This window comes from Providencia alcalifaciens (genome assembly GCF_020271745.1).
GTDB classification, from domain to species: domain Bacteria; phylum Pseudomonadota; class Gammaproteobacteria; order Enterobacterales; family Enterobacteriaceae; genus Providencia; species Providencia alcalifaciens_B.
In genome coordinates this window covers 1014097-1036031 of sequence record NZ_CP084296.1, presented here as the reverse complement: position 1 = coordinate 1036031, position 21935 = coordinate 1014097, and the positions used below count along the sequence as shown (strand labels likewise).

The following is a 21935-nucleotide window of genomic DNA, read 5'->3' as shown; positions in this document are numbered from 1 at the left end:
TAGGAGCAGGCGTGTCGAAATATCTTACCCTTTGTGTAGTATGCCTAACAACGGCGGTACCAGCGGTATTTGCTGCGAACCTACGCCTTAATATTGAAGGGCTTGAAGGGCAACTCAACCAGAATGTCCGTATTCAGCTTTCTAATATTTCACAAGATGAAGTCGTTGCAAATGGACGTTTTCGCGCGCGAGTAGAAAAAGCGATTCGTGAAGGGTTAAAACCACTGGGATATTATGAGCCTACGGTAGAATTTAGCTATGAAGAGAAAACCCCGCCTGCACGTTCAATTTTGACGGCAAAGGTCTCTCCGGGGGAGCCTATTCTTCTACAAGGTGTCAATGTGGTGTTAGAAGGGGAAGCAAAAACAGATCCTGATTACGCCAAGATGCTGAAAAAAAGTACGCCAAAATATGGCATCATCCAAAATGATGGTGACTATGAAGACTTCAAAGGTAAATTTAGCAGCCTAGCTATCCGTAAAGGGTATTTCGATGCGGTGATGGAAAAAAGCCAGCTAGGCATTTCTGTTGATCATCATGCTGCCTATTGGGATTTTGATTTTAACAGTGGTGAGCGCTACCGCTTTGGTAAATTAACCTTTGAAGGCTCACAAATTCGCAAGGATTACCTCGAAAACCTTTCTCCTTTTAAAGAAGGGGAATATTACACGTCAGAGCAGCTTGCAGAATATAACCAACGTTTGGCATCAACAGGGTGGTTCAGCTCCGCGCTAGTCACGCCGAACATTCAAAAAGCCCGTGAAGAGCATACGGACCTATTACCGATGGAAGGGGTAATGATCCCAAGAGCGCAAAACTTCCTTGAATTGGGTGGTGGTTACGCGACCGATGTGGGGCCTCGCGTAAAAACAACATGGAACAAGCCATGGGTCAACTCACGGGGACAAAGTTTAACATCCAGTATTAGCCTCTCTCAGCCGGAACAGCTGATTGATGCCAGCTATAAAATTCCACTCAAAGCGAACCCTCTAGAGCAATATTATGCGGTTCAAGGGGGGTTTAAACGCACGGATCTGAACGATACTCAATCGAATACCACCACACTGAACGTATCTCGTAATTGGGATTATTCAAGCGGTTGGCAGTATGGTGTGAATATGCGCTGGATGTTGAGTAACTTTACCCAAGCGGATGTGACCAACACAACGATGTTGCTGTATCCGGGGGCAAACGTCAGTCGAATTCGCCAGAGAGGCGGAGTGATGCCAACGTGGGGAGATAGCCAGCGCTATTCTATCGATTACTCTAATAAAATATGGGGCTCGGATATCGATTTTCTTGTATTACAAGCTAAGAATGTGTGGATCCGTACTCCATGGGAAGGGCATCGGTTTGTTGTACGTGGAAACCTTGGTTGGATTGAAACCAATAACTTTGACAAAGTTCCGCCAGACTTACGTTTCTTCGCAGGGGGAGACGGTAGCGTCCGTGGTTACGGCTATCAAAAAATCTCTCCAGAGGATAGTAGCGGCAAGCTCACCGGGGCATCCAAGCTAGCGGTTGGTTCCGTCGAATATCAATATAATTTCACGGGTAACTGGTGGGGGGCCACTTTTATTGATAGTGGTGAAGCGGTAGACGATTTCAAAAATAGTGATTTTAAAACCGGTGCAGGTGTGGGGATCCGCTGGGTTTCTCCGGTTGGACCGATTAAATTTGATTTAGCCAAGCCTATTGGTGACCCAGATAATAACAAAATTCAGTTTTACATCGGATTGGGGACAGAACTATGAAATGGATGAAATGGCTAAAGTGGATTGCAATCACCATTTTATTATTGTTAGTTCTGGTTGTTAGTGCGCTGTATTGGGTGTTGGGTACTCAATCCGGTCTGCATTTTGCGTTGAATTCTGCCACACGTTTTGTGCCTGAGCTGACCATTGATTCCATTGATGGTGACATTAACGATTTAACGCTCTCTGGCGTGAAGTATCAAATGCCAGGTGTAGATGTGGATGCGAAGAAAATCCACCTTGCATTACGTTTAAAATGCCTGACCAGCCGTGAAGTATGTATTGATGATTTATCAACAGAAAGTGTGATGGTGAATGTGGATACTAGCCAATTCCCTCCGTCTGAAGAGACGCCACCTTCTGAACCACTGACAGAACTTAATGCCCCACTAACCATTCGTTTAGCCCAATTAGCGTTGGTTGATACCCATGTTAATGTCGATGGCACTGTGATCGACCTTGACAAGTTCGCCACGGGGATTACATGGCAAAAAAGAGCCATTGAGATCACTCCAACTGATGTTATTAACCTTGCCATAAGCTTACCGCCTAGCGAGCCGACTGAGGCGCCAAAACCGGTTGAATCCGTCGTGCCTGAAGGTGAGCAGCCTTCTCTTGGCGAGCAGCTTAAAACGTTATTTTCTAAGCCGCTATTAGCGGAGCTACCTGAAATTATTCTACCGGTTGACCTGCGTATTGAGGGGATCCATGCCTCTAATTTTCAATTAAAAGGCGACACGGAAATTACGATTAATAGCCTGAATTTGAAGTTAGAAAATGATGGGCAGAATGTTTTATTGAAACAGCTGAAAGTCGATGCACCACAAGGGAATGTTGCAGTCTCTGGAGCGATTTCATTGCAAGAAAAATGGCCTGTGGCACTGTCCATTATTGGTGAAAGCCGCCTTGAAGATTTCAATGAGCAAAAGGTTGATTTAACGCTCAAAGGTGGGCTGATGGATGAGCTGATGCTGGCATTGAATCTGAATGGTCCAATTACAGCAACATTAGAAGCTCAGACTGATTTAGCGCAGGCAGATTTCCCGATTGAGTTGACTTTAGAAAGCAAAAAATTAACTTGGCCGCTGGTGGGAGAAAGCCAATATAAGCTTGATGACACTCGCTTGCGTTTGAATGGCCGTCCTTCTAGCTATGACCTTTCATTACGTTCAGATATCACGGGGCAAGACCTACCACCATCTAAGTTATTATTAGATGCAAAAGGGAATGAGGAAAAAATTGATTTAACCCGTTTACGCTTATCCGCATTGCAAGGTAATGCAGACTTATCAGGGGTGGCAGATTGGAGTAAAGCCATTAGCTGGAATATGGTGCTGACGTTATCGGGTATTAATACGGCGAAGCAATATCCCGAATGGCCAGCGAAAGTTGCAGGAAAAATTACCACGCGAGGCAGCCTATATGGTGGAAGTTGGCAGTTAGAGATCCCTGAAATTACCTTAGATGGTAATGTTAAACAGCACATCTTAAAAGCACGTGGGCAAGCCAAAGGGAATGCCGCAGGGCAATGGGATATCCCAGATTTTAACCTTTTGCTGGGTAAAAACAGTGTGAATGTGAAGGGCTCTTTAGCGGATAAATGGAACCTTGATGCCAAAATTAATGCCCCAGCATTGAATGGGTTAGTGCCTGGATTAGGCGGCGTGGTCATCGGAGATTTAAAACTTCGTGGTGATTTACAAGCCCCACAAGCGCTGGCGGATTTAACGGCACGTGGCGTGAGATGGCAAGATTTGACTGTTGATACCACAACCATTAAAGGTAACGTGGCAACGGGTGATCAAATTAAAGGTGATTTATCAGTGGTGGTGCGTGGATTGCGCCAAGCGGATTTAGCCATTAGTAACCTAACGTTAGATGCCAAAGGGACTGAAAAACAGCATACGTTAAAACTGAATGTGACAGGCAACCCGGTTTCTGGGCAGCTTGCGCTGGCAGGGGGCTTTGATCGCCAAACACAAGTGTGGAAAGGTAATTTAAGCAATACCTTATTTGATACTGAGGTTGGGGAATGGCGCCTAAATCAAGCCATGTCCTTAAATTACAATAACACCACGCAAGAAGTCGTCATTGGTAGCCATTGCTGGGTAAACCCGAATGCGCGCTTGTGTGTACCTAAACCAGTTAAAGCGGGTAAAAGTGGTAGCGCTGATATTGTATTAGAACGTTTTGACCTTGCGATGATCAAGCCATTTATGCCAAGTGATACTAGAGTGAATGGGGTGTTCACAGGGCGTGCAAATGTCATCTGGAAAGCGGATGGTAGTATGCCGCAAGTGAAAGTTGACTTGAACGGTGATGGGGTCAAAGTCGTGCAGTTTGTTGATGGTGCGCGCTTACCTATCGCGTTTGATACGCTGACATTAAATGCGGGTATGAAGAATGGTCGCGCGGATCTGAATTGGTTGTTGAAGATTGCAGACAATGGTCAATTTAAAGGTAATGTGCAAATTTCTGACCTCGAAAGAAAGCGCTTACTCTCCGGCAATATTGAAATTAACGCCATTACATTAGGTTTAATTAAACCGCTACTTGGCGAAAAAGACATTGCGAATGGAAACCTGAATGCAAATCTACGTGTCGGTGGTTCGGCGTATAACCCGCTAATGAACGGTAATGTCACGTTATCTGGGTTAGAAGTGAAGTCTGGGTTGATCCCGTTTGATATTCAAAATAGCCAATTAGCGATTAACTTTAATGGTACCAGTTCAGTCATGACTGGGCAGATCAAAACGCCAGAGGGTTACCTAAATATTGATGGTGATGCGGACTGGCGCAACATTGAAGCATGGCGAGCGAAAGTGCTGGCGAGAGGGAATAACTTACGAGTTTCTCTCCCGCCAATGATTAAAATTGATGTGCAGCCTGATTTGATTCTGGAAGCGTCACCGAAATTGCTGACTTTAAATGGCAGCGTCAATATTCCATGGGCGCGTATTACGGTGCAAGAATTACCTGAGTCCGCAGTGAGTGCGTCTTCGGATGTGGTCATGCTGGATGATCAGCTAAAACCGATCAATCCGAAACAGCCGTCGATTCCAATTCAAACCAATTTGAATATTAATATTGGAAACGATGTACGTCTGGATGCATTCGGATTAAAAGCACGGCTCACTGGTTTATTGAAAGTCGTTCAGGATAAACAAGGGTTAAGCTTAAATGGTCAGGTGGATATTCCATCAGGACGTTTCCGCGCTTATGGACAAGATTTGATTGTGCGTAAAGGGCTGATTCAATTCTCGGGGCCTGCTGATCAGCCGTTCTTAAATTTAGAAGCAATTCGTAATCCTGAAAACACGGCTAACGATGTGATTGCCGGAGTGAAGGTAACAGGACTTGCTGATAAACCAAAAGTTGAGATATTCTCTGAGCCCGCAAAAACACAGCAAGAGGCACTTTCCTATCTATTAAGAGGGGAAGGGCTTGATAGCGGAGATGCGAATGGGTCACAAATGACCTCGATGTTGATCGGGTTGGGAGTTGCTCAAAGTGGTCAATTGGTAGGAAAAATTGGTGAAACATTTGGAGTGTCAGATTTAGCCGTCGATACCCAAGGCGTGGGTGACAGTTCGCAAGTGGTTGTTAGTGGGAAAATTACGAACGACTTGCAAGTTAAGTATGGAGTTGGCATATTTGATTCTCTAGCGACGCTCACATTACGCTATAGAGTCATGCCGAAACTGTATTTAGAAGCAATTTCTGGCGTTAACCAGGCTTTAGACCTGCTTTACCAATTCGAGTTTTAATATATGCGTATCATTGTTTATGGCAGTTTAAGGCGCAAGCAAGGGAATCATCACTGGATGACTTATGCTCAGCTGCTAGGTGAGCATAAGCTAGAAGGCTATGAGCTGTATGACCTTGGATATTATCCAGCGGTTATCAGAGGGAATGGCACGATTGAATGCGAAGTGTATCGTATCAATCCGTCTATTCTGACTGAGTTAGACGAACTGAAGAAAAATTCACAAGATTATGAGCGTGAGTTAATTCCAACACCTTACGGTAATGCGTGGATTTATCTCTATAAACACTCAGTTGAAGGCTTGCCTCACATCAAAAGTGGTGATTGGCTAAAGCGCCATGAAGAAGAGTAATCAGTAGCTTATCTGTAATTAGTCATCAAGAAAAACGCCGAGCATTGAAGATTCAGTGGTCGGCGTTTTTTATAGATATTAAGCGTGGCTCATTTCTTTGAGCATTTTCACAAACTCATCAATATGATGGCGTTCTGTGGTTGGGTTCATAAAGACCGCTTTTTCACCTGGAATGTAAACAAAACGGTTATGTTCCGCATAAGTTGAGCAGGCGATAGAATCTACCCAATTGGTGAACAGGCCGGCTTTACCGCGTGTTAAGAACAGATTGCGGTGCCATTTGCTATTTCTAATCATGGTTTCATAAGCGGCTTTATCGCTAGCGCAACTTAATTCATAGTTAAAAATGTCCTGTGGGTCGGCATTCAATTTAGGGGAATAAAGGCGAAAGCCAACACTAGGCCCCTGATTTTGAGGCACCATAATTGCCGCATTTTCCATTTTAATCAATTGGTTGCGCATGTAATTAGCATTTTGTAGGCAGTGAGCAATGATGGTTTGGTATCCTTCAATGCCAAGATAATGTAGCCCTGCATAGGCGCCAAAGATCCCAACCCCACTACGGCTACACTCAATGGTGGATTGCAAGTGAGTTTGCCCTTCTAAATCGTGCTCAAAATACGTGAAGTTTTCAGGTGAGTTTTCAAGGGCTTTGAAATCATTGCCATCACGCACCATCACTAAGCTCGAGGTGTAAGGAACATAGCCCCATTTGTGGAAGTCGATAGTGATTGAATCGGCATATTTAAGTTGTTTGAATTTTTCGACGGTGTGGCGTAATCCAAACAGTGTGGCTTCATTGATAGCGAGCGGATTGGTATTAAAATCATAATTAATAAAGAAAATAATTGGCCAACCGACCGCTGCATCCACGTGAATATGCGGTTTTTCTGTTATTTCGAACTCTTCACACAGGCGGTTTCGCAATTCATAAACCTGTTTTATTTCATCAACACCAAAGGTATCTGTGGTACCTGCGGTTAATAAGATCACGGGGATTTTGCAGTGGACGGTATAACAGGCGCGGATCTGCTGCTCTAAGTCATGTAAGTCGATGGTGTTATCCGAGGCGACTTTGATACGAATGGTTTTGTTTTGAATATCCACACCCAGTAATGACAGGTTAGTCATGTTGGAATAGTGGCCACCTTGGGAGTTGATGATCCGGTAGTCTTGATCCACGGACATACCCAGCTGGCGAGAATCTTTTAATGTTTTGCGAATACCAAATAGGTAACCATATAAATTACACATGGTACCACCTTGGGTGAATAATCCAGATGCTTGGTTTTCATCATAACCAATTAAGTTAGCAACTTGTTTAATTACCGTTTTTTCCATGGAATCGGCGACGCCGGAATATTCGCAATAAACCATGTTGGGGTTACCTAAAAGACCTAACATAGAGCCGTACAGTGCAGGGTCTGAAGGCATCGCAATCACGTTTTCGACGGACAACGGGTTTTCCCAGTTTTTACACAATGCGGAAGCAAAAGTTAGCAGGGTATCTTGTTGATTTCCAGGTAAATTAATCTGTTGCTGGACATGGGATTGCTGCGCCAGTTGATTGAACCACTGAGCGCCATTTGGATATTGATTGATTAGCTGACTGTCTGCGAGTGTGGTTTTTCGAAATTGGGTGATAGCTTGGATTTTTGGATCATTAAAAATAGGCCATTTATTCGGATCGCGGCTAAAAAAGTTCGCCACAATATTGTGGTACTGCTGTTCAAATTCGGGTGTGAGTAGGTTCGCACTTTGGCGAGCAAGAAGCTCTGATTGATTCACGCTAGACTCCCATTTACATTTATACAATTAATGATTTATGTAAATACTCTACACCTGAATCTATATTATTTTAAATAATAGCAAATTGATTAATTTAGTCGGATAATTAATTTAACAACATGATAATAAAAGAATTAAATTCATGATTTTTCTTTTTCGCTAAGAAAATATATTACTATATTGATATATTAGTCACAGTTTTATAATCTAAAAATTATTCATTTTTATTTAATATTATTTTGTATTTTTTATTAAAATCAGCCAATAAATCTATTAAATATCAAATTCTAAGGCATTTAATTCTGGTTGGAGTTTTTGGTTGTATTATTGACGATATATATCACTGAATATTATAAAATTGTGAAAAAACATTAATATTGATAGGGGAAGATACAGGCAAAAAAAAGCACTGGTCGAAACCAGCGCTTTTCTATCCACTGAAGGGATTAATTATTTTTTTGCAGCGCGTTCGAAAGAAGCGATGATTTCAGCTTTCGCTGCTTCTGCATTCTCCCAACCGTCAACTTTTACCCACTTACCTTTTTCTAAATCTTTGTAATGCTCAAAGAAGTGAGTGATTTGTGCACGCAGTAGTTCAGGAATGTCGTTCACATCTTTGATGTGATCGTATTCTTTGCTCAGTTTAGTGTGCGGTACTGCAACTAATTTTGCATCTTCACCAGATTCATCAGTCATTTTCAGTACGCCAACTGGACGGCAACGGATGACTGAACCTGGTTGTAATGGGTATGGAGTTGGAACTAAAACGTCAACTGGGTCACCATCTAAAGACAGGGTGTTGTTGATGTAACCGTAGTTGCACGGATAGAACATCGCAGTAGACATGAAACGGTCTACAAACAGTGCGCCAGATTCTTTATCAACTTCATATTTGATTGGATCAGCGTTAGCTGGAATTTCGATGATTACGTAGATATCTTCAGGCAGTTCTTTACCTGCCGGTACATTGTTCAGGCCCATTAAAATGTATCCTTATGAGTGCTTAAAATAACGTGGGGGACATTATAGCCGCAAAGAGAGGTAAAACTCACTAGTTGGAGAGAAATTCAGTCAAAAAAGGCGAGAGAGTCTCGCCTTCAGGTCAAACGGAATGTGTGATTATTCTGCGTCTGGGTACTCACGCATAAAGGATTCCGCTTTCTCAACCATGGCTTTCGTTCCTACAAAAAACGGTACGCGCTGATGCAGCTTGGTTGGGATGATGTCTAACACACGGTTAGTACCATCACTGGCTTTACCGCCCGCTTGTTCTGCTAAGAATGAAATTGGGTTGCATTCGTACAGAAGGCGCAGTTTACCTGTTGGGTGGCTAGCGGTGCTTGGGTAAATGTAAATACCACCTTTGAGTAAGTTACGGTGGAAGTCCGCCACTAAAGAGCCGATATAACGCGTGGTATATGGGCGGTGGGTTGCTTCATCCTGCTCTTGGCAATATTTGATGTATTTCTTAACGCCCATAGGGAACTTAATGTAGTTACCTTCGTTAATGGAATACATTTTACCTTCTGCTGGGAACATGACTTTTTCATGAGACAGACAGAATACACCTAATGATGGATCGTAGGTGAAGGCATGAACGCCGAAACCAGTGGTGTATACCAGCATGGTTGATGAACCGTAAACCACATAGCCCGCAGCAACTTGGCGGTTACCTGGTTGTAAGAAGTCAGCTTCTGTAACCGGTTGACCAATTGGGGTAATACGGTGGTAGATAGAGAAGATTGTTCCAACGGAAACGTTTACATCGATGTTCGAAGAACCATCCAGAGGGTCCATTAAAACGACATATTTCGCGTTTTCTGCACGGTCACCTTCGAAAATGACGATTTCATCTTCTTCTTCTGAGGCGATACCGGCGACTTCTCCGCGCGCTTTCAAAGCCGCTTTCAGTTTTTCGTTTGCATACAGGTCAAGCTTCATCTGAACTTCACCTTGAACATTCGAAACACCGCTTGTGCCGAGAATGTCAACGAGTCCAGCTTTGTTAATATCACGATGGATAATTTTAGCGCCCAGTTTGATTGCTGACAGTAATGCGGTCAGTTCACCTGTTGCATGAGGAAAATCTTGTTGCTTTTCGACGATGAATTCGCCTAATGTTTTCATGACGAAGGTCCTGAATAAAATTGACAGAAATTTGCGGGTCTTTATTGTACCCTCGGGCGGAGAGTTTATCTAAATAAAGAAAAGATTAATAGGCTAATACATTTATAAACCTGTGATTGATGAGTAGAATAGTGACAAACCTCATGCTATTGGATGGAAAAGAATGCACATACATATTTTAGGCATATGCGGAACCTTTATGGGCAGCTTAGCCATTTTGGCTCGTTCGTTAGGGCATAAAGTGACTGGATCTGACGCAAACGTCTACCCACCGATGAGTACATTGCTTGAAAAACAAGGCATTGAACTAATTCAAGGATTCGACCCTGCGCAGTTAGAGCCAACCCCTGATATGGTGGTGATTGGGAATGCGATGACCCGTGGAAATCCATGTGTTGAAGCCGTATTAGAACGTGGTTTACCTTATACTTCTGGGCCACAATGGCTCCATGATCATGTTCTTCCTGAACGCTGGGTATTAGCGGTTGCAGGGACTCACGGTAAAACAACAACCGCGGGTATGCTGGCGTGGATCCTGCAAGACTGTGGTTATGAACCTGGCTTTCTGATTGGCGGTGTTCCAGGGAACTTTGATGTTTCGTCCCAGATTGGTAAAAGCCCTTTCTTTGTTATTGAAGCGGATGAGTATGATTGCGCATTCTTTGATAAGCGATCTAAATTCGTGCATTACAGCCCGAAAACGCTGATTTTGAATAACCTCGAATTCGATCATGCGGATATTTTTGAAAATCTCGAAGCGATTCAAAAACAATTCCATCACTTGGTTCGCATTGTGCCAAGTAGCGGTAAAATCTTTATGCCAAGTAACGACAATAACCTCAAGCAAGTGATGAATATGGGGTGTTGGAGTGAGCAAGAGTTGGTGGGTGAAAACGGTGAATGGCATGCCGTAAAACTTAATCATGATGGCAGCCAGTTTGAGGTGTATTACCAACAAGAAAAAGTGGGTGAAGTGAACTGGTCTCAAGTGGGTAATCACAATATCCAAAATGGATTGATGGCGATTGCCGCTGCGCACCATGTTGGCGTACCTGCGAAAGAAGCTTGTTTAGCATTGGATAAATTTATTAATGCCCGTCGCCGTCTTGAGCTACGTGGTGTTGAAAATGAGGTCAGTGTTTATGATGACTTCGCTCATCATCCAACGGCAATTTTAGCGACGTTAGAAGCGTTACGTAGCAAAGTTGGCGGTACTTCCCGTATTATTGCTGTACTGGAACCGCGCTCAAATACCATGAAAATGGGGATCAGTAAAAATGATATCGCACCCGCTTTAGGTCGTGCGGATGAAGTCTTTTTATTCCAACCTAGCAATATTCCGTGGATGGTCACAGAAATTGCAGAGCATTGTGTACAGCCTGCGCGTTGGCACGCCGATATTGATACTCTCGCCAATATGGTGGTGGAGACGGCTCAGCCCGGTGACCATATTTTGGTGATGAGTAATGGCGGTTTTGGCGGTATTCATGAAAAACTGCTGGCAGGGCTAAAACATAAAGCCGAAGCTAAATCTGACGAGTAGTATATAAGCGCAATCATGAATCAAAGCCCTAACTTCAGTTAGGGCTTTGATCATTGACAAACCCATTAGGTTTGGAAATGGCTCTGTTAGGTTGTAAAATTAACAAGGAAAATCAATTCATTGATTTTCGCCGGATAACACAAAGAGGGAAAAACCACGCTTTTATCCCTCTTTGTCATCAACCTAAGCCCTAACTTCAGTTAGGGCTTTTTCGTTATAGCTGCTGAGGAAGTTCGACGTTTGTGCATTCTGATAACCCGGAGCAGCTTAATACAGTGCCTTGCATCTCTTTTTTAACGCTTCCAAGATAACAATCTACCGAGTCTGTCAATAAGTGAAACAGGCAGCCGACGGCGATGGCTTTGAATTTCCATGAAGGGAAGAAGAACAAGACGACATAAGCGATAGCAGCCCAAATGGTGTGCATAGGGTGGAAGCCTACGCCGCAACGATCAGGATCGAAAATAGGATCGGCGAGAAGGTGATCGAGGTCGATAACCATAGTGGAAACCATTAAGAGCCCAGCAAGCTTCCAGTTCTTTCGCCAAAATAAATAGCCGAATAAAAAGGGCACTAGAAAATGGAAACCGTAGTGAACGATGTTCCGTAAAATCTCAAATAACACGGGCTTATCTCGATATGCATCAGTGGAAGACGCGTCACTATAGTGCTAAAAATACAAAGAGGGAACTGGGTTCCCTCTTTTTCGATATCTAAAATTTTTCGAAAGGACTAAAGTTCTTGTTCGAAAAGCACCAAAATGGCTTCGTAAAGTTCACGAGTGGTAAAATCGTTGGTTGGCGTTGAGAAAATAGTATCATCGCCAGCGATGCTGCCTAAGATACCTTCAGCTTTGCCTAAGGAGTCTAACAGGCGAGCAATTAACTGTGCTGCACCTGGACTGGTACGGATCACAACAACAGAGTGGTTGTAGTCAACATCCAGAACCAAGTTCTTCAGTGGGCTGGTGGCAGTAGGGACTCCAGGCTCGGTTGGTAAGCAATATACCATTTCCATTTTTGCGTTGCGGGTACGTACAGCACCAAACTTCGTCAACATTCTGGAAATTTTAGATTGATTAATGTTTTCGAAGCCTTGTTCTTGAAGAGCGATCACAATTTCGGCTTGTGAACTAAATTTTTCTTCTTTAAGGAGTGCCTTAAAGGCTTTTACCAAGTCTTCTTGTTTCGACATAGTGCGCATAATTAACCCATCTTTTGGTATTAAACTGAGTTGTATTATGTTGAAAAGTGCATTTTTATGCAAGAAAATTGATTTTTTGAGTGTTTAATGAGCGATTTGAGATAAGGCTTTTCTGGTAATAAGAAGGGGATTGTCTTAAATTGTTAGTTCGAAATTTAACTTAAAAATGAATTGATTTAACAACAAGTTATTGTGAAAAAATTGTTAAATAATCAAGTGGCGCTGAATAAATCGCCAAATAAAATTGGGTTTAATGTTAAATGCAATAGCAATAAAAACTATTTGTTAAAAAAGTGTCCGTTATCTCATTAACAGATAAGGAATTTGTTTAGAATAAAGCTATTGTGTTGGTGATTTATCTCGCGTTAACACTTCTCTCTAACTGTTAAAGAATTGTTTTTTATAAGTAATGTGTTTAGTGCGTAGTCAGATGAATTCATATATTTTAAAGTACAATTAAGGAGTTTTAGAATGAAAGTTGCAGTCCTAGGTGCAGCAGGTGGTATCGGTCAGGCTCTCGCCCTTCTTCTCAAAAACCAGCTCCCAGCAGGTTCAGAACTCTCCCTCTACGACATCGCGCCAGTAACTCCAGGTGTTGCCGCTGACTTGAGCCACATCCCTACCGACGTTAAAGTGGTTGGTTTTGCGGGTGAAGATGCAACCCCAGCACTGAAAGGTGCGGATGTAGTATTAATTTCTGCGGGTGTCGCACGTAAGCCAGGTATGGATCGTTCTGACCTGTTCAATGTGAACGCAGGTATTGTACGTAACCTTGTTCAACAAATCGCGGTTACCTGCCCGAAAGCACTGATTGGTATTATCACTAACCCAGTGAATACCACCGTTGCTATCGCGGCCGAAGTTCTGAAGAAAGCTGGTGTGTATGATAAAAACCGTCTGTTCGGTGTAACGACACTGGATATCATCCGTTCAAATACTTTCGTTGCTGAATTAAAAGGTAAGAAAACTCACGAAGTTGAAGTGCCAGTTATCGGTGGTCACTCAGGTGTGACAATTCTGCCATTACTGTCTCAAATTCCTGGTGTTAGCTTCACTGATGAAGAAATCGCAGCATTGACTAAGCGTATTCAAAACGCAGGTACTGAAGTGGTTGAAGCTAAAGCGGGTGGCGGATCTGCAACACTGTCTATGGGTCAAGCAGCAGCACGTCTGGGCTTATCTTTGATCCGTGGTCTGCAAGGCGAAAGCAATGTGGTTGAGTGTGTATACACTGAAGGTGAAGGCGAACACGCTCGCTTCTTCGCTCAACCTGTTGTATTAGGCAAAAACGGTATCGAAAAACATTTACCAATTGGTAAATTAAGTGCATTCGAAGAAAAAGCGCTGAAAGAGATGTTAAGCGTACTGAAAGCAGATATCGAATTAGGTGAAAAATTCATTAATGGCTAATGCCAATTAAGATTTAGCGCTTAAATAAGGGCGGAATTGCGTTCATGCGATTCCGCCCTTTATTTTTATACTCGGTAAGTTTTCACCCACCAAAATAAGGGAAAGCCCCTTAAAGGCACAATGAATTAACCTTGCTGTTTTTAAAGAAAATGATAATGCGTTTTATCTTTCAGTTCTGATCAAAAATAGCGACTGATTTTAGATATTTTCTTCTTCTGATTCCCTATTTTCTAATTCGCCTTTCTCCTTGATTTTTTTTGATTTTTCTCGAACTTTTCTTTCTAATAAATCACCCGTCATTGGATCATAATAGCGACTAGGCCAGATTTCTGATGGATGAATACCTAAAAAATTTGCGATGATCCATTCACCTTTAGGCCAAGGTCTCGATAGTGCATTCGCGAGCGTTGATGAGCTCAGCCCTGCTTCGCGAGAAATCGCCGCTAGGGTTGTTCCACGTTTGCGTAAAGCTGCAATGATATCTGCTGGGTGCCAGTTTGATTTCCGTAACATCATTTTTTAATCCTTTTTTCACTCAGAATCATGTAGAGTTAGTAGTACATCTAACAGAGTATTGTGATACATTCAGTGCAATCGTTCTGTTATTGGAAATAAAATAACAGAATTTCCCAATAATAATTTCTGATTTTTTCTAAAAATTCATTTTTATGAAACTATCGTTACTTTTATGAAAATAACAGAAAGGCTCAGATGATTATTGTGAATTTAGTTAACACTTTGAAAATAAAAATAACTCATTTTAGTTAGCTCTCTGTTTTTTATATTTTCTTATATTTATTCTATTTATCGCGAAGATTTATATTTCTTAATAATGTATTGAATTATATGAAAAGAATGAATTTCTTAATCAGCATTATAAATCCATCAGTATAAAATAGTTGATGCAAAGTTATTGATATAACTAGCAGATATACAAAAGAAACTATCGATATCAATATAATTTATTAACTATTATATTTGAATATTTAAAATGGATATTGAAACGATTAAGAAAATAAAGAAAGTTTATAGTTGATCGAAGTCGTCATCATAATGACAAGGAGCGTCGATAATGAGCAAGGAATGGTTAACAGCAAAAGAGCTCGTAGGGCGCCAAGGGCTTCCAACAAGTACCCAAGGTATTAATGCCATGGCGAGGCGAGAAAAGTGGTTGAATCGAAAACGAAGAGGTATTCAAGGAAAAGCATTGGAATACCATATTAGCTCGGTTCCCATTGATCTCGAAGAGTTCACTGTTATGTATGAAACTTCGAGAGGCTATCAAATTAAGCGTGATGAACATGCACATATTTGGCAAGAGGCTTATAACCAGCTTTCCCATGATGAACGCGTGAAGATCTTATCGTTTATTATGCGCAAAGGTGCTTTAGCTTTAATTCATCTTATTAATCAAAATAGCCATACATAAATTACATACAGTATTGAATCGAATAAATTTTTAGAAAAATAACTTTGGTATAGCGACAAAAGCAGGTTGCAAAATATAAGCTAAGCGTAAAAGTGATATTATGAAAAAATTGTGGTTCACTGCGAAAGAATTAGCAGGATTAGAAGGTCTTCCGTCTTCACCTCAGGGAATTAACTTGATGGCAAGAAGGGAAGGTTGGAAAAGTCGTCGTAAAAGAGGTGTTCAAGGGAAGGCCGTTGAATACTATATGGAAAGCTTGCCGAGTGAGATCCAAAGTCAGCTGTCACTCCATGAGCCATCGGCAACGTATCAAGTGCAACGTATTGATGCGCTGCAAATTTGGTCTGAGGCTTATTATCAATTGACGGAAGATGAGCGCAAAATGTTTGTGAAATATATTCTGCGTCACGGGTTATCATCGCTATTGGCAAAAATCGAGCCTGAACCAGAAGATGAATAACCATGAAAAAAGGGTGAAATTGTTTTCACCCTTTTTAATATTGGTTTCGAACTCTAATCGTGATTATGAATGGCGCTGAATAGCGACATGCGCTAAACCAATTAATGCTTCTTTATATACAGAGTCTTCGATGGCATTTAAAGCATCAATGGCTTTTTGTGCTTCTTCTTGCGCGCGCTGGTAAGTGTATTCTAATGAACCGCAGCGCTTCATTGTGCCAAGGACGGTATCTAACAGATGACGACCATTTCCTTGCTCAATTGCTTGCCTAATTAGTGCTGACTCTTCTGTATTACCATGTTGCATTGCGTGTAATAGCGGTAGCGTTGGTTTCCCTTCATCAAGATCATCGCCAGTGTTTTTGCCTAACTGGGTATTATCCGCATCATAATCCAGAAGATCGTCAACTAACTGGAATGCCGTCCCAATATAGCGGCCATAATCTTGCAGCGCTTTCTCTTGCTCTGGTGTGGCATTGGCTAAGATAGCGGAAGCGTGGGAAGCCGCTTCAAATAGACGCGCGGTTTTACTGTAGATCACTTGCATGTAGCTCTCTTCAGTAATGTCAGGATCGTTGCAGTTCATTAATTGTAAAACTTCACCTTCCGCGATCACGTTAGTGGCTTCAGACATCAGTTTTAAAACTCGCATCGAATCAAGATCCGTCATCATTTGGAAGGATCGAGTATAAATAAAGTCACCCACTAATACGCTTGCCGCATTACCAAATACAGCATTAGCTGTCTGTTTTCCACGACGCATATCAGATTCATCGACAACATCATCGTGCAATAAAGTGGCGGTATGGATGAATTCGATTAATGCAGCAACTTGAATATGTTTGTGTTCAGAATAGCCAAGGGATCGTCCTGCGAGGATCGCGATCATTGGACGGATCCTTTTTCCGCCTCCGCTAACGATGTAATAACCTAATTGATTGATTAGTGCTACGTCTGAGTTTAATTGGCCGAGGATCGCTTTATTTACTGCTGACATATCCTCGGCTGTCAGTTCAACGATAGATTCTAAATTCATTGTAATATATTCATATTATTAGTTTTTGGGGAATTCCCTAAGTCAAAAATGGGAAAACCGATATCACAGTAATAGCGTAAGCATAACACTATTAATTATAAGATTATCGGGTGAAATGCAAAAAATGTTTAAATAAGTAACAATTCAAGGTATTCCCGAGAAATCAGCCGAAAAAAGATAGAGCCGATAAAAAAGTCGTATTTTTTGTAATCTAACTGCATTATAGGCTTGTGTTCTGCTGCTTTTTTGCGTAGAATTCGCGCCCTATTGTGAATATTTTATAGCGTACTCTAGGAATTGAAATATTTAGCGAGTACGCGGAAAGCGGAGTTAATATGTACGCGGTTTTCCAAAGTGGTGGTAAACAACACCGAGTTAGCGAAGGTCAAACTGTCCGCCTAGAAAAGCTGGACATCGCAACAGGTGAAACTGTTGAATTTGATCACGTTCTGATGGTTGCTAATGGCGATGAGATCCAAATCGGTGCTCCTATCGTTGAAGGCGTTAAAGTGAAAGCGGAAGTGGTTGCACACGGTCGTGGCGATAAAGTTAAAATCGTTAAGTTCCGTCGTCGTAAACATAGCCGTAAGCAGCAAGGTCACCGTCAGTGGTTCACTGATGTTAAGATCACTGTCATCGCTTAAGATTTAGGAGAGCAGATTAATGGCACACAAAAAGGCTGGTGGTTCGACTCGTAACGGTCGTGACTCAGAAGCAAAACGTTTAGGTGTTAAACGTTTTGGTGGTGAAGCTGTATTAGCAGGTAGCATCATCGTTCGTCAACGTGGTACTAAGTTCCACGCAGGTAACAACGTTGGTTGTGGCCGTGACCACACTCTGTTCGCATTAGCGGACGGTAAAGTTAAATTTGAAGTTAAAGGTCCTAACAATCGTAAATTTATCAGCATCGAAGCTGAATAAGTTTTCTGACTTTTAATTTTTGAATTAAAGCCCTGCAAAAACCTTTTGCGGGGCTTTTTATATTCAGAATATGCCATCTCTGGGTAATACCGCCATCAGGCACTATAATGGCCAGCAGACGGAGAAAGAATTATGAAATTTGTAGATGAAGCCAAAATTTTGGTCGTGGCAGGAGATGGTGGCAATGGTTGTGTCAGCTTCCGCCGTGAAAAATATATCCCGAAAGGTGGACCTGACGGTGGTGACGGTGGTGATGGTGGTGATGTCTATTTACAGGCAGACGAAAACCTCAACACACTGATTGACTACCGTTTTGAAAAATCATTTCGTGCAGAACGTGGTCAAAATGGCCAAAGCCGTGAGTGTACAGGTAAGCGTGGTGCAGACATCACGGTTAAAGTCCCTGTAGGAACGCGTGTACGCGATCTTGGCACCAATGAAGTACTCTGTGACATGACTCGTCACGATCAACGTCATATGGTCGCTAAAGGCGGTTTCCATGGACTTGGTAATACTCGCTTTAAATCTTCCGTTAACCGTGCACCGCGTCAGCGTACTATGGGAACGAAAGGTGAAACTCGCGAAATCTTATTAGAGCTGATGTTACTTGCTGACGTCGGGATGCTGGGTATGCCGAATGCGGGTAAATCCACCTTTATTCGTTCAGTATCAGCAGCGAAACCAAAAGTCGCAGATTACCCATTCACCACCTTGGTTCCAAGCCTTGGTGTGGTACGTATGGATAACGAACAGAGCTTTGTGGTCGCGGATATTCCTGGGTTGATCGAAGGTGCTGCGGAAGGTGCAGGCCTTGGGATCCAATTCCTGAAGCACTTAGAGCGTTGTCGTGTATTACTGCATCTTATCGACATTTGCCCAATTGATGAATCTGATCCGGTGGAAAACGCCAAGATCATTGTGGGTGAGTTAGAAAAATACAGTGAAAAGCTGGCACAAAAACCACGTTGGTTAGTCTTCAATAAAGTGGATATCTTAGGCGAAGAAGAGTCTGCTAAACGTGCAGCTGAAATTGCTAAAGGCATGGGCTGGGAAGATAAGTATTATATGATCTCTGCGGTAAACCACGAAGGTGTGAAAGCACTGTGCTGGGATATCATGGAGTTTATGAATACTCAGCCGCGTGATATGGCTGTTGAAGATGAAAACAGCCAACCAGAAAAAGTTGAATTTATGTGGGATGATTACCACAAAGAGCAGTTATCTGGTGCAGATGATCTTGATGACGATTGGGATGATGACTGGGACGAAGATGACGACGAAGGCGTTGAATTCATCTACCAAAAATAATTATCTTTGAGTCACATAAAAAGGCACAACTTGCGAAGGTTGTGCCTTTTTTATTATGAAGATCTTAACAGGATCTTCAGGGGGATCAGTTCTTTTGGTAAAGATCGCGATAGAGGCGGCTTTCAAAGCGTACTAAAGGTACACGGCGGCTATTATATTGGCTCTGTGGAACCGCGTAAGCAGAAATAAACTGGACGAATGCCACTTTTTCCCCACTTGCGGTAGTAATAAAGCCTGCAAGATTATAAACCCCTTGTAATGCCCCCGTTTTCGCTGACACCTTGCCATTGACTCCAGCCTCATCTAAACCACCACGGTAACGTAGTGTTCCATCGTGCCCAGCAAGTGGTAGCATCGAAATGTAATCGAGCTGCTGATCATTTTTAGCGATGAATTGTAAAACTTGCATCATGGTCGCTGGAGTAATCAAGTTATGGCGAGATAAGCCAGAACCATCCACCATTACTGTGTTTCCTAAATCAATACCCGCTTTCTGCTTGAGGACTTGCCTGACTGCGTCAGAGCCTGCGCGCCAGGTACCTGGAACGCCGTAATAATCACGACCAATCGTTCTAAATACCGTATCCGCTATCATGTTATCAGACTTTTTTAGCATGATTTTTAATAGATCATGCAGTGGCTTGGATTCAGTTTTAACGAGTATTTGGGATTGCGGCGTCTGTTGAGTGCGTTTTTTAACTGAGCCGGACAATTCAATGCCCGCTACCTGTAATTCATTTTTGACGATAGCACCGGAATAGCTCGCTCCATTTTGCACGGCAAATGCGAGCGGTAATGGCTCACTACGCTGGGTTAAGCAGCCTGTTAATGTATAGCGATTCAATTCACCAGGAACCACATCTAACTCGCAGTAGCGAGATTCTGGAGAACCTTTAGCGAGAGTTTTGACCTCACTAAACATATTTACAGGATAGAAGCTGGCTGTTTTGATATACGCCATTTCCCCTGCTTTATCGGATGGATAAAGGGAAACTGAGAAGCAGTTTCTATCAATGATAGCGGCGGCAGGTGGCGCACTAAAGCACTGAGTCATATCATTCCATACCCAGCCCGGTGCTTTATCATGGCTGGAAAAAGCAGAAATATCGACAATGAGATCGCCATCGATTTTATGAATGCCAATCTGCTTTAATGCATTGACCATATTGCGGATTTGCTGACGTGTTAACGTAGGGTCACCACTAAAACGGATCACCAAATCACCGGATAACGTGTTGTTATTGAGCTTTCCGTTGGTCTCGAAGTTAGTGACGAAACGGTAGTCAGGGCCTAGCTGTAGTAATGCAGCGAGTGCGGTTACTACTTTCTGCGTACTGGCAGGCAGAGCCATTTGTTGAGCGTTATAATCAATAAGAGGGGTATTACTTCCTACTTTCTGCGCAACCAGAGCAAGGTTAGTGCCGTCAGGGAGATACTGCTTATAATCATCGATAGGGATAGCAGATGCTTGCAAAGTAATGAATGCAAGTCCTAAAGTGAAGATTAATTTTCTGGTTGATGTTAGTAGCGACATATATTTCACGCATTAGGGTAGACATACTGCACATACTAAAGTGTAATGCCCAATAAAGTAAACGATGATCAGCTATTAACTCTCAGTTAAAATAGCGAACAGTATGATAAGATAAGTCACAAGTTGGTCTGATTGAGTTATTGACACCTTAAGTTTTGAACACCCCCTACATACCATGGTGTTCGGTGTACTGTTGTTACAAAATCAGGAAGATACTTATTTTGAGATAGGATTGAATTAGAGGTATTTATCAAATGAAACAGATTCCAATGACGGTATTTGGTGCTAACAAGCTAAGAGAAGAGCTCGAGTATCTGAAATCTGTCCGTCGTCCTGAAATTATTGCTTCTATTGCAGAAGCTCGTGAACATGGCGATTTAAAAGAAAACGCTGAATATCATGCTGCACGTGAGCAACAAGGCTTTTGTGAAGGTCGTATTCAAGAAATTGAATCTAAACTTTCTCACTCTCAAGTGATTGACGTGACCAAAATGGCAAATAATGGCCGAGTGATTTTTGGTGCGACGGTTTCCGTATTGAATTTGGATACCGATGAAGAGTTAACCTACCGCATTGTAGGTGATGATGAAGCTGATATTAAAGTGAACTTAATTTCAGTGAATTCACCAATTGCGCGTGGATTAGTGGGTAAAGAAGTTGATGATGTTGTAATGATTAAGACGCCGGGCGGAGATGTTGAGTTCGAAATTCTTAAAGTTGAGTATATCTGATTCCTATTTCCCTGAATTGGTTATATTATTTTACTGATTAAGAGAGAAAGGCCGCAGGCGGCCTTTTTCGTCATATAAAACATGCTTTCAATGGCATTTTTATATAAATAAGCAGTGATTATTTAGGTAAACTAATTTTGCGCTCAGCTGATGGACGGTAGAGAACAAGAATTTTACCGATAACTTGAACATTTGTTGCACCGGTTTCGCGAACAATCGCTTCAGCGATCAAATTTTTAGTTTCACGATCTTCGCCAGCGATTTTGACTTTGATAAGCTCATGATGTGTTAATGAGACTTCGATTTCAGCTAAAACACCCTCAGTTAAACCATTGTTACCAATCATAACAACGGGATTTAAGTGATGAGCGAGACTTTTTAGGTGTTGAATTTGTTTTTTGTTAAGATTCATCGATTTTTTGCTTGGTTAGTATTGAAAATGGCATATTCTACCGCCATCTGATCACTATCACCATCTATTAATCTTATATGATGGTAAAGAAGCAGCTAATGATTACCCGAAAGTAATCCAGTGGCAAGTAGGCAGCACGTTAACACTCTCCCGATAAACAGC

At 42.2% G+C, this 21935-nt stretch carries 20 protein-coding genes; 11 read left to right on the top strand and 9 right to left on the bottom strand.

Annotated features, from left to right (window positions below; genetic code table 11):
- Positions 1-11 precede the first annotated feature (11 nt).
- The 3 genes from tamA to LDO51_RS04675 are packed head-to-tail and all read left to right on the top strand — an operon-like array spanning position 12 to position 5872.
- Positions 12-1754 carry an autotransporter assembly complex protein TamA gene (gene tamA, locus LDO51_RS04685; RefSeq protein ID WP_225576533.1) on the top strand — a complete coding sequence of 581 codons (1743 nt, stop codon included), beginning with the start codon at positions 12-14 and terminating at the stop codon, positions 1752-1754.
- On the top strand, positions 1751-5521 hold the full coding sequence (gene tamB, locus LDO51_RS04680; RefSeq protein ID WP_282560299.1) for an autotransporter assembly complex protein TamB: 3771 nt from the start codon (positions 1751-1753) through the stop codon (positions 5519-5521). Before tamA ends, tamB begins: the two co-directional genes overlap by 4 nt.
- Before the next feature lie 3 nt (positions 5522-5524).
- Positions 5525-5872: a gamma-glutamylcyclotransferase family protein gene (locus LDO51_RS04675; RefSeq protein WP_154603036.1), complete on the top strand. Its 348-nt coding sequence runs from the start codon at positions 5525-5527 to the stop codon at positions 5870-5872.
- A 78-nt stretch (positions 5873-5950) separates the two neighbouring features.
- On the opposite strand, the gene LDO51_RS04670 is transcribed toward LDO51_RS04675, so the two are convergent.
- From LDO51_RS04670 to fbp, 3 genes are all read right to left on the bottom strand, one after another.
- The gene (locus tag LDO51_RS04670; RefSeq protein ID WP_225576532.1) at positions 5951-7660 is read right to left on the bottom strand and encodes a pyridoxal phosphate-dependent decarboxylase family protein; all 1710 of its coding nucleotides are present in this window, start codon (positions 7658-7660) and stop codon (positions 5951-5953) included.
- A gap of 450 nt (positions 7661-8110) precedes the next feature.
- Complete coding sequence (gene ppa, locus LDO51_RS04665; RefSeq protein ID WP_006658000.1) at positions 8111-8641, bottom strand: inorganic diphosphatase; 531 nt, start codon at positions 8639-8641, stop codon at positions 8111-8113.
- Between the two features lie 138 nt (positions 8642-8779).
- A complete protein-coding gene (fbp, locus tag LDO51_RS04660) occupies positions 8780-9787 on the bottom strand; it encodes a class 1 fructose-bisphosphatase (RefSeq protein ID WP_132496355.1) in 1008 nt (335 codons plus the stop codon).
- Positions 9788-9950: 163 nt separating this feature from the next.
- Here fbp and mpl point away from each other — a divergent pair, with 163 nt between their 5' ends.
- A complete protein-coding gene (mpl, locus tag LDO51_RS04655; protein WP_154603034.1) occupies positions 9951-11330 on the top strand; it encodes a UDP-N-acetylmuramate:L-alanyl-gamma-D-glutamyl-meso-diaminopimelate ligase in 1380 nt (459 codons plus the stop codon).
- Positions 11331-11544: 214 nt separating this feature from the next.
- Here the strand turns inward: mpl and LDO51_RS04650 are convergent, their stop codons facing one another.
- Complete coding sequence (locus LDO51_RS04650; RefSeq protein ID WP_225576531.1) at positions 11545-11955, bottom strand: DUF6122 family protein; 411 nt, start codon at positions 11953-11955, stop codon at positions 11545-11547.
- Positions 11956-12062: 107 nt separating this feature from the next.
- Entirely contained in the window at positions 12063-12533 is a 471-nt protein-coding gene (gene argR / locus LDO51_RS04645) for a transcriptional regulator ArgR (RefSeq protein WP_036949013.1), read from the bottom strand.
- Positions 12534-13004: 471 nt separating this feature from the next.
- Here argR and mdh point away from each other — a divergent pair, with 471 nt between their 5' ends.
- Complete coding sequence (gene mdh / locus LDO51_RS04640) at positions 13005-13943, top strand: malate dehydrogenase (RefSeq protein ID WP_225576530.1); 939 nt, start codon at positions 13005-13007, stop codon at positions 13941-13943.
- Between the two features lie 198 nt (positions 13944-14141).
- Here the strand turns inward: mdh and LDO51_RS04635 are convergent, their stop codons facing one another.
- The gene (locus tag LDO51_RS04635) at positions 14142-14459 is read right to left on the bottom strand and encodes a helix-turn-helix domain-containing protein (RefSeq protein WP_225576529.1); all 318 of its coding nucleotides are present in this window, start codon (positions 14457-14459) and stop codon (positions 14142-14144) included.
- A gap of 556 nt (positions 14460-15015) precedes the next feature.
- Here LDO51_RS04635 and LDO51_RS04630 point away from each other — a divergent pair.
- Both LDO51_RS04630 and LDO51_RS04625 read left to right on the top strand, forming a co-directional pair.
- Complete coding sequence (locus LDO51_RS04630) at positions 15016-15372, top strand: DNA-binding protein (protein ID WP_225576528.1); 357 nt, start codon at positions 15016-15018, stop codon at positions 15370-15372.
- A 100-nt stretch (positions 15373-15472) separates the two neighbouring features.
- Positions 15473-15832, top strand: a complete 360-nt coding sequence (locus tag LDO51_RS04625; protein WP_225576527.1) for a DNA-binding protein — start codon at positions 15473-15475, stop codon at positions 15830-15832.
- A gap of 63 nt (positions 15833-15895) precedes the next feature.
- Here LDO51_RS04625 and ispB read toward each other — a convergent pair whose 3' ends face one another.
- Positions 15896-16867 (bottom strand): octaprenyl diphosphate synthase, encoded by a 972-nt coding sequence (gene ispB, locus LDO51_RS04620; protein ID WP_225576526.1) that lies wholly within the window; start codon positions 16865-16867, stop codon positions 15896-15898.
- 335 nt (positions 16868-17202) lie between these two features.
- On the opposite strand from ispB, the gene rplU reads away from it, so the two are divergent.
- The 3 genes from rplU to cgtA all read left to right on the top strand — a co-directional run bounded on the left by rplU (position 17203) and on the right by cgtA (position 19096).
- Complete coding sequence (gene rplU / locus LDO51_RS04615) at positions 17203-17511, top strand: 50S ribosomal protein L21 (protein ID WP_006658010.1); 309 nt, start codon at positions 17203-17205, stop codon at positions 17509-17511.
- A 19-nt stretch (positions 17512-17530) separates the two neighbouring features.
- A complete protein-coding gene (rpmA, locus tag LDO51_RS04610; RefSeq protein WP_004905922.1) occupies positions 17531-17788 on the top strand; it encodes a 50S ribosomal protein L27 in 258 nt (85 codons plus the stop codon).
- 132 nt (positions 17789-17920) lie between these two features.
- Positions 17921-19096 carry an Obg family GTPase CgtA gene (gene cgtA / locus LDO51_RS04605; protein ID WP_225576525.1) on the top strand — a complete coding sequence of 392 codons (1176 nt, stop codon included), beginning with the start codon at positions 17921-17923 and terminating at the stop codon, positions 19094-19096.
- Positions 19097-19181: 85 nt separating this feature from the next.
- Here cgtA and dacB read toward each other — a convergent pair whose 3' ends face one another.
- Positions 19182-20630: a serine-type D-Ala-D-Ala carboxypeptidase gene (gene dacB / locus LDO51_RS04600; RefSeq protein ID WP_225576524.1), complete on the bottom strand. Its 1449-nt coding sequence runs from the start codon at positions 20628-20630 to the stop codon at positions 19182-19184.
- A gap of 254 nt (positions 20631-20884) precedes the next feature.
- On the opposite strand from dacB, the gene greA reads away from it, so the two are divergent.
- A complete protein-coding gene (gene greA, locus LDO51_RS04595; protein ID WP_154628829.1) occupies positions 20885-21361 on the top strand; it encodes a transcription elongation factor GreA in 477 nt (158 codons plus the stop codon).
- Positions 21362-21479: 118 nt separating this feature from the next.
- Here greA and yhbY read toward each other — a convergent pair whose 3' ends face one another.
- Positions 21480-21773 (bottom strand): ribosome assembly RNA-binding protein YhbY, encoded by a 294-nt coding sequence (gene yhbY / locus LDO51_RS04590; protein WP_225576523.1) that lies wholly within the window; start codon positions 21771-21773, stop codon positions 21480-21482.
- Positions 21774-21935: the final 162 nt, after the last annotated feature.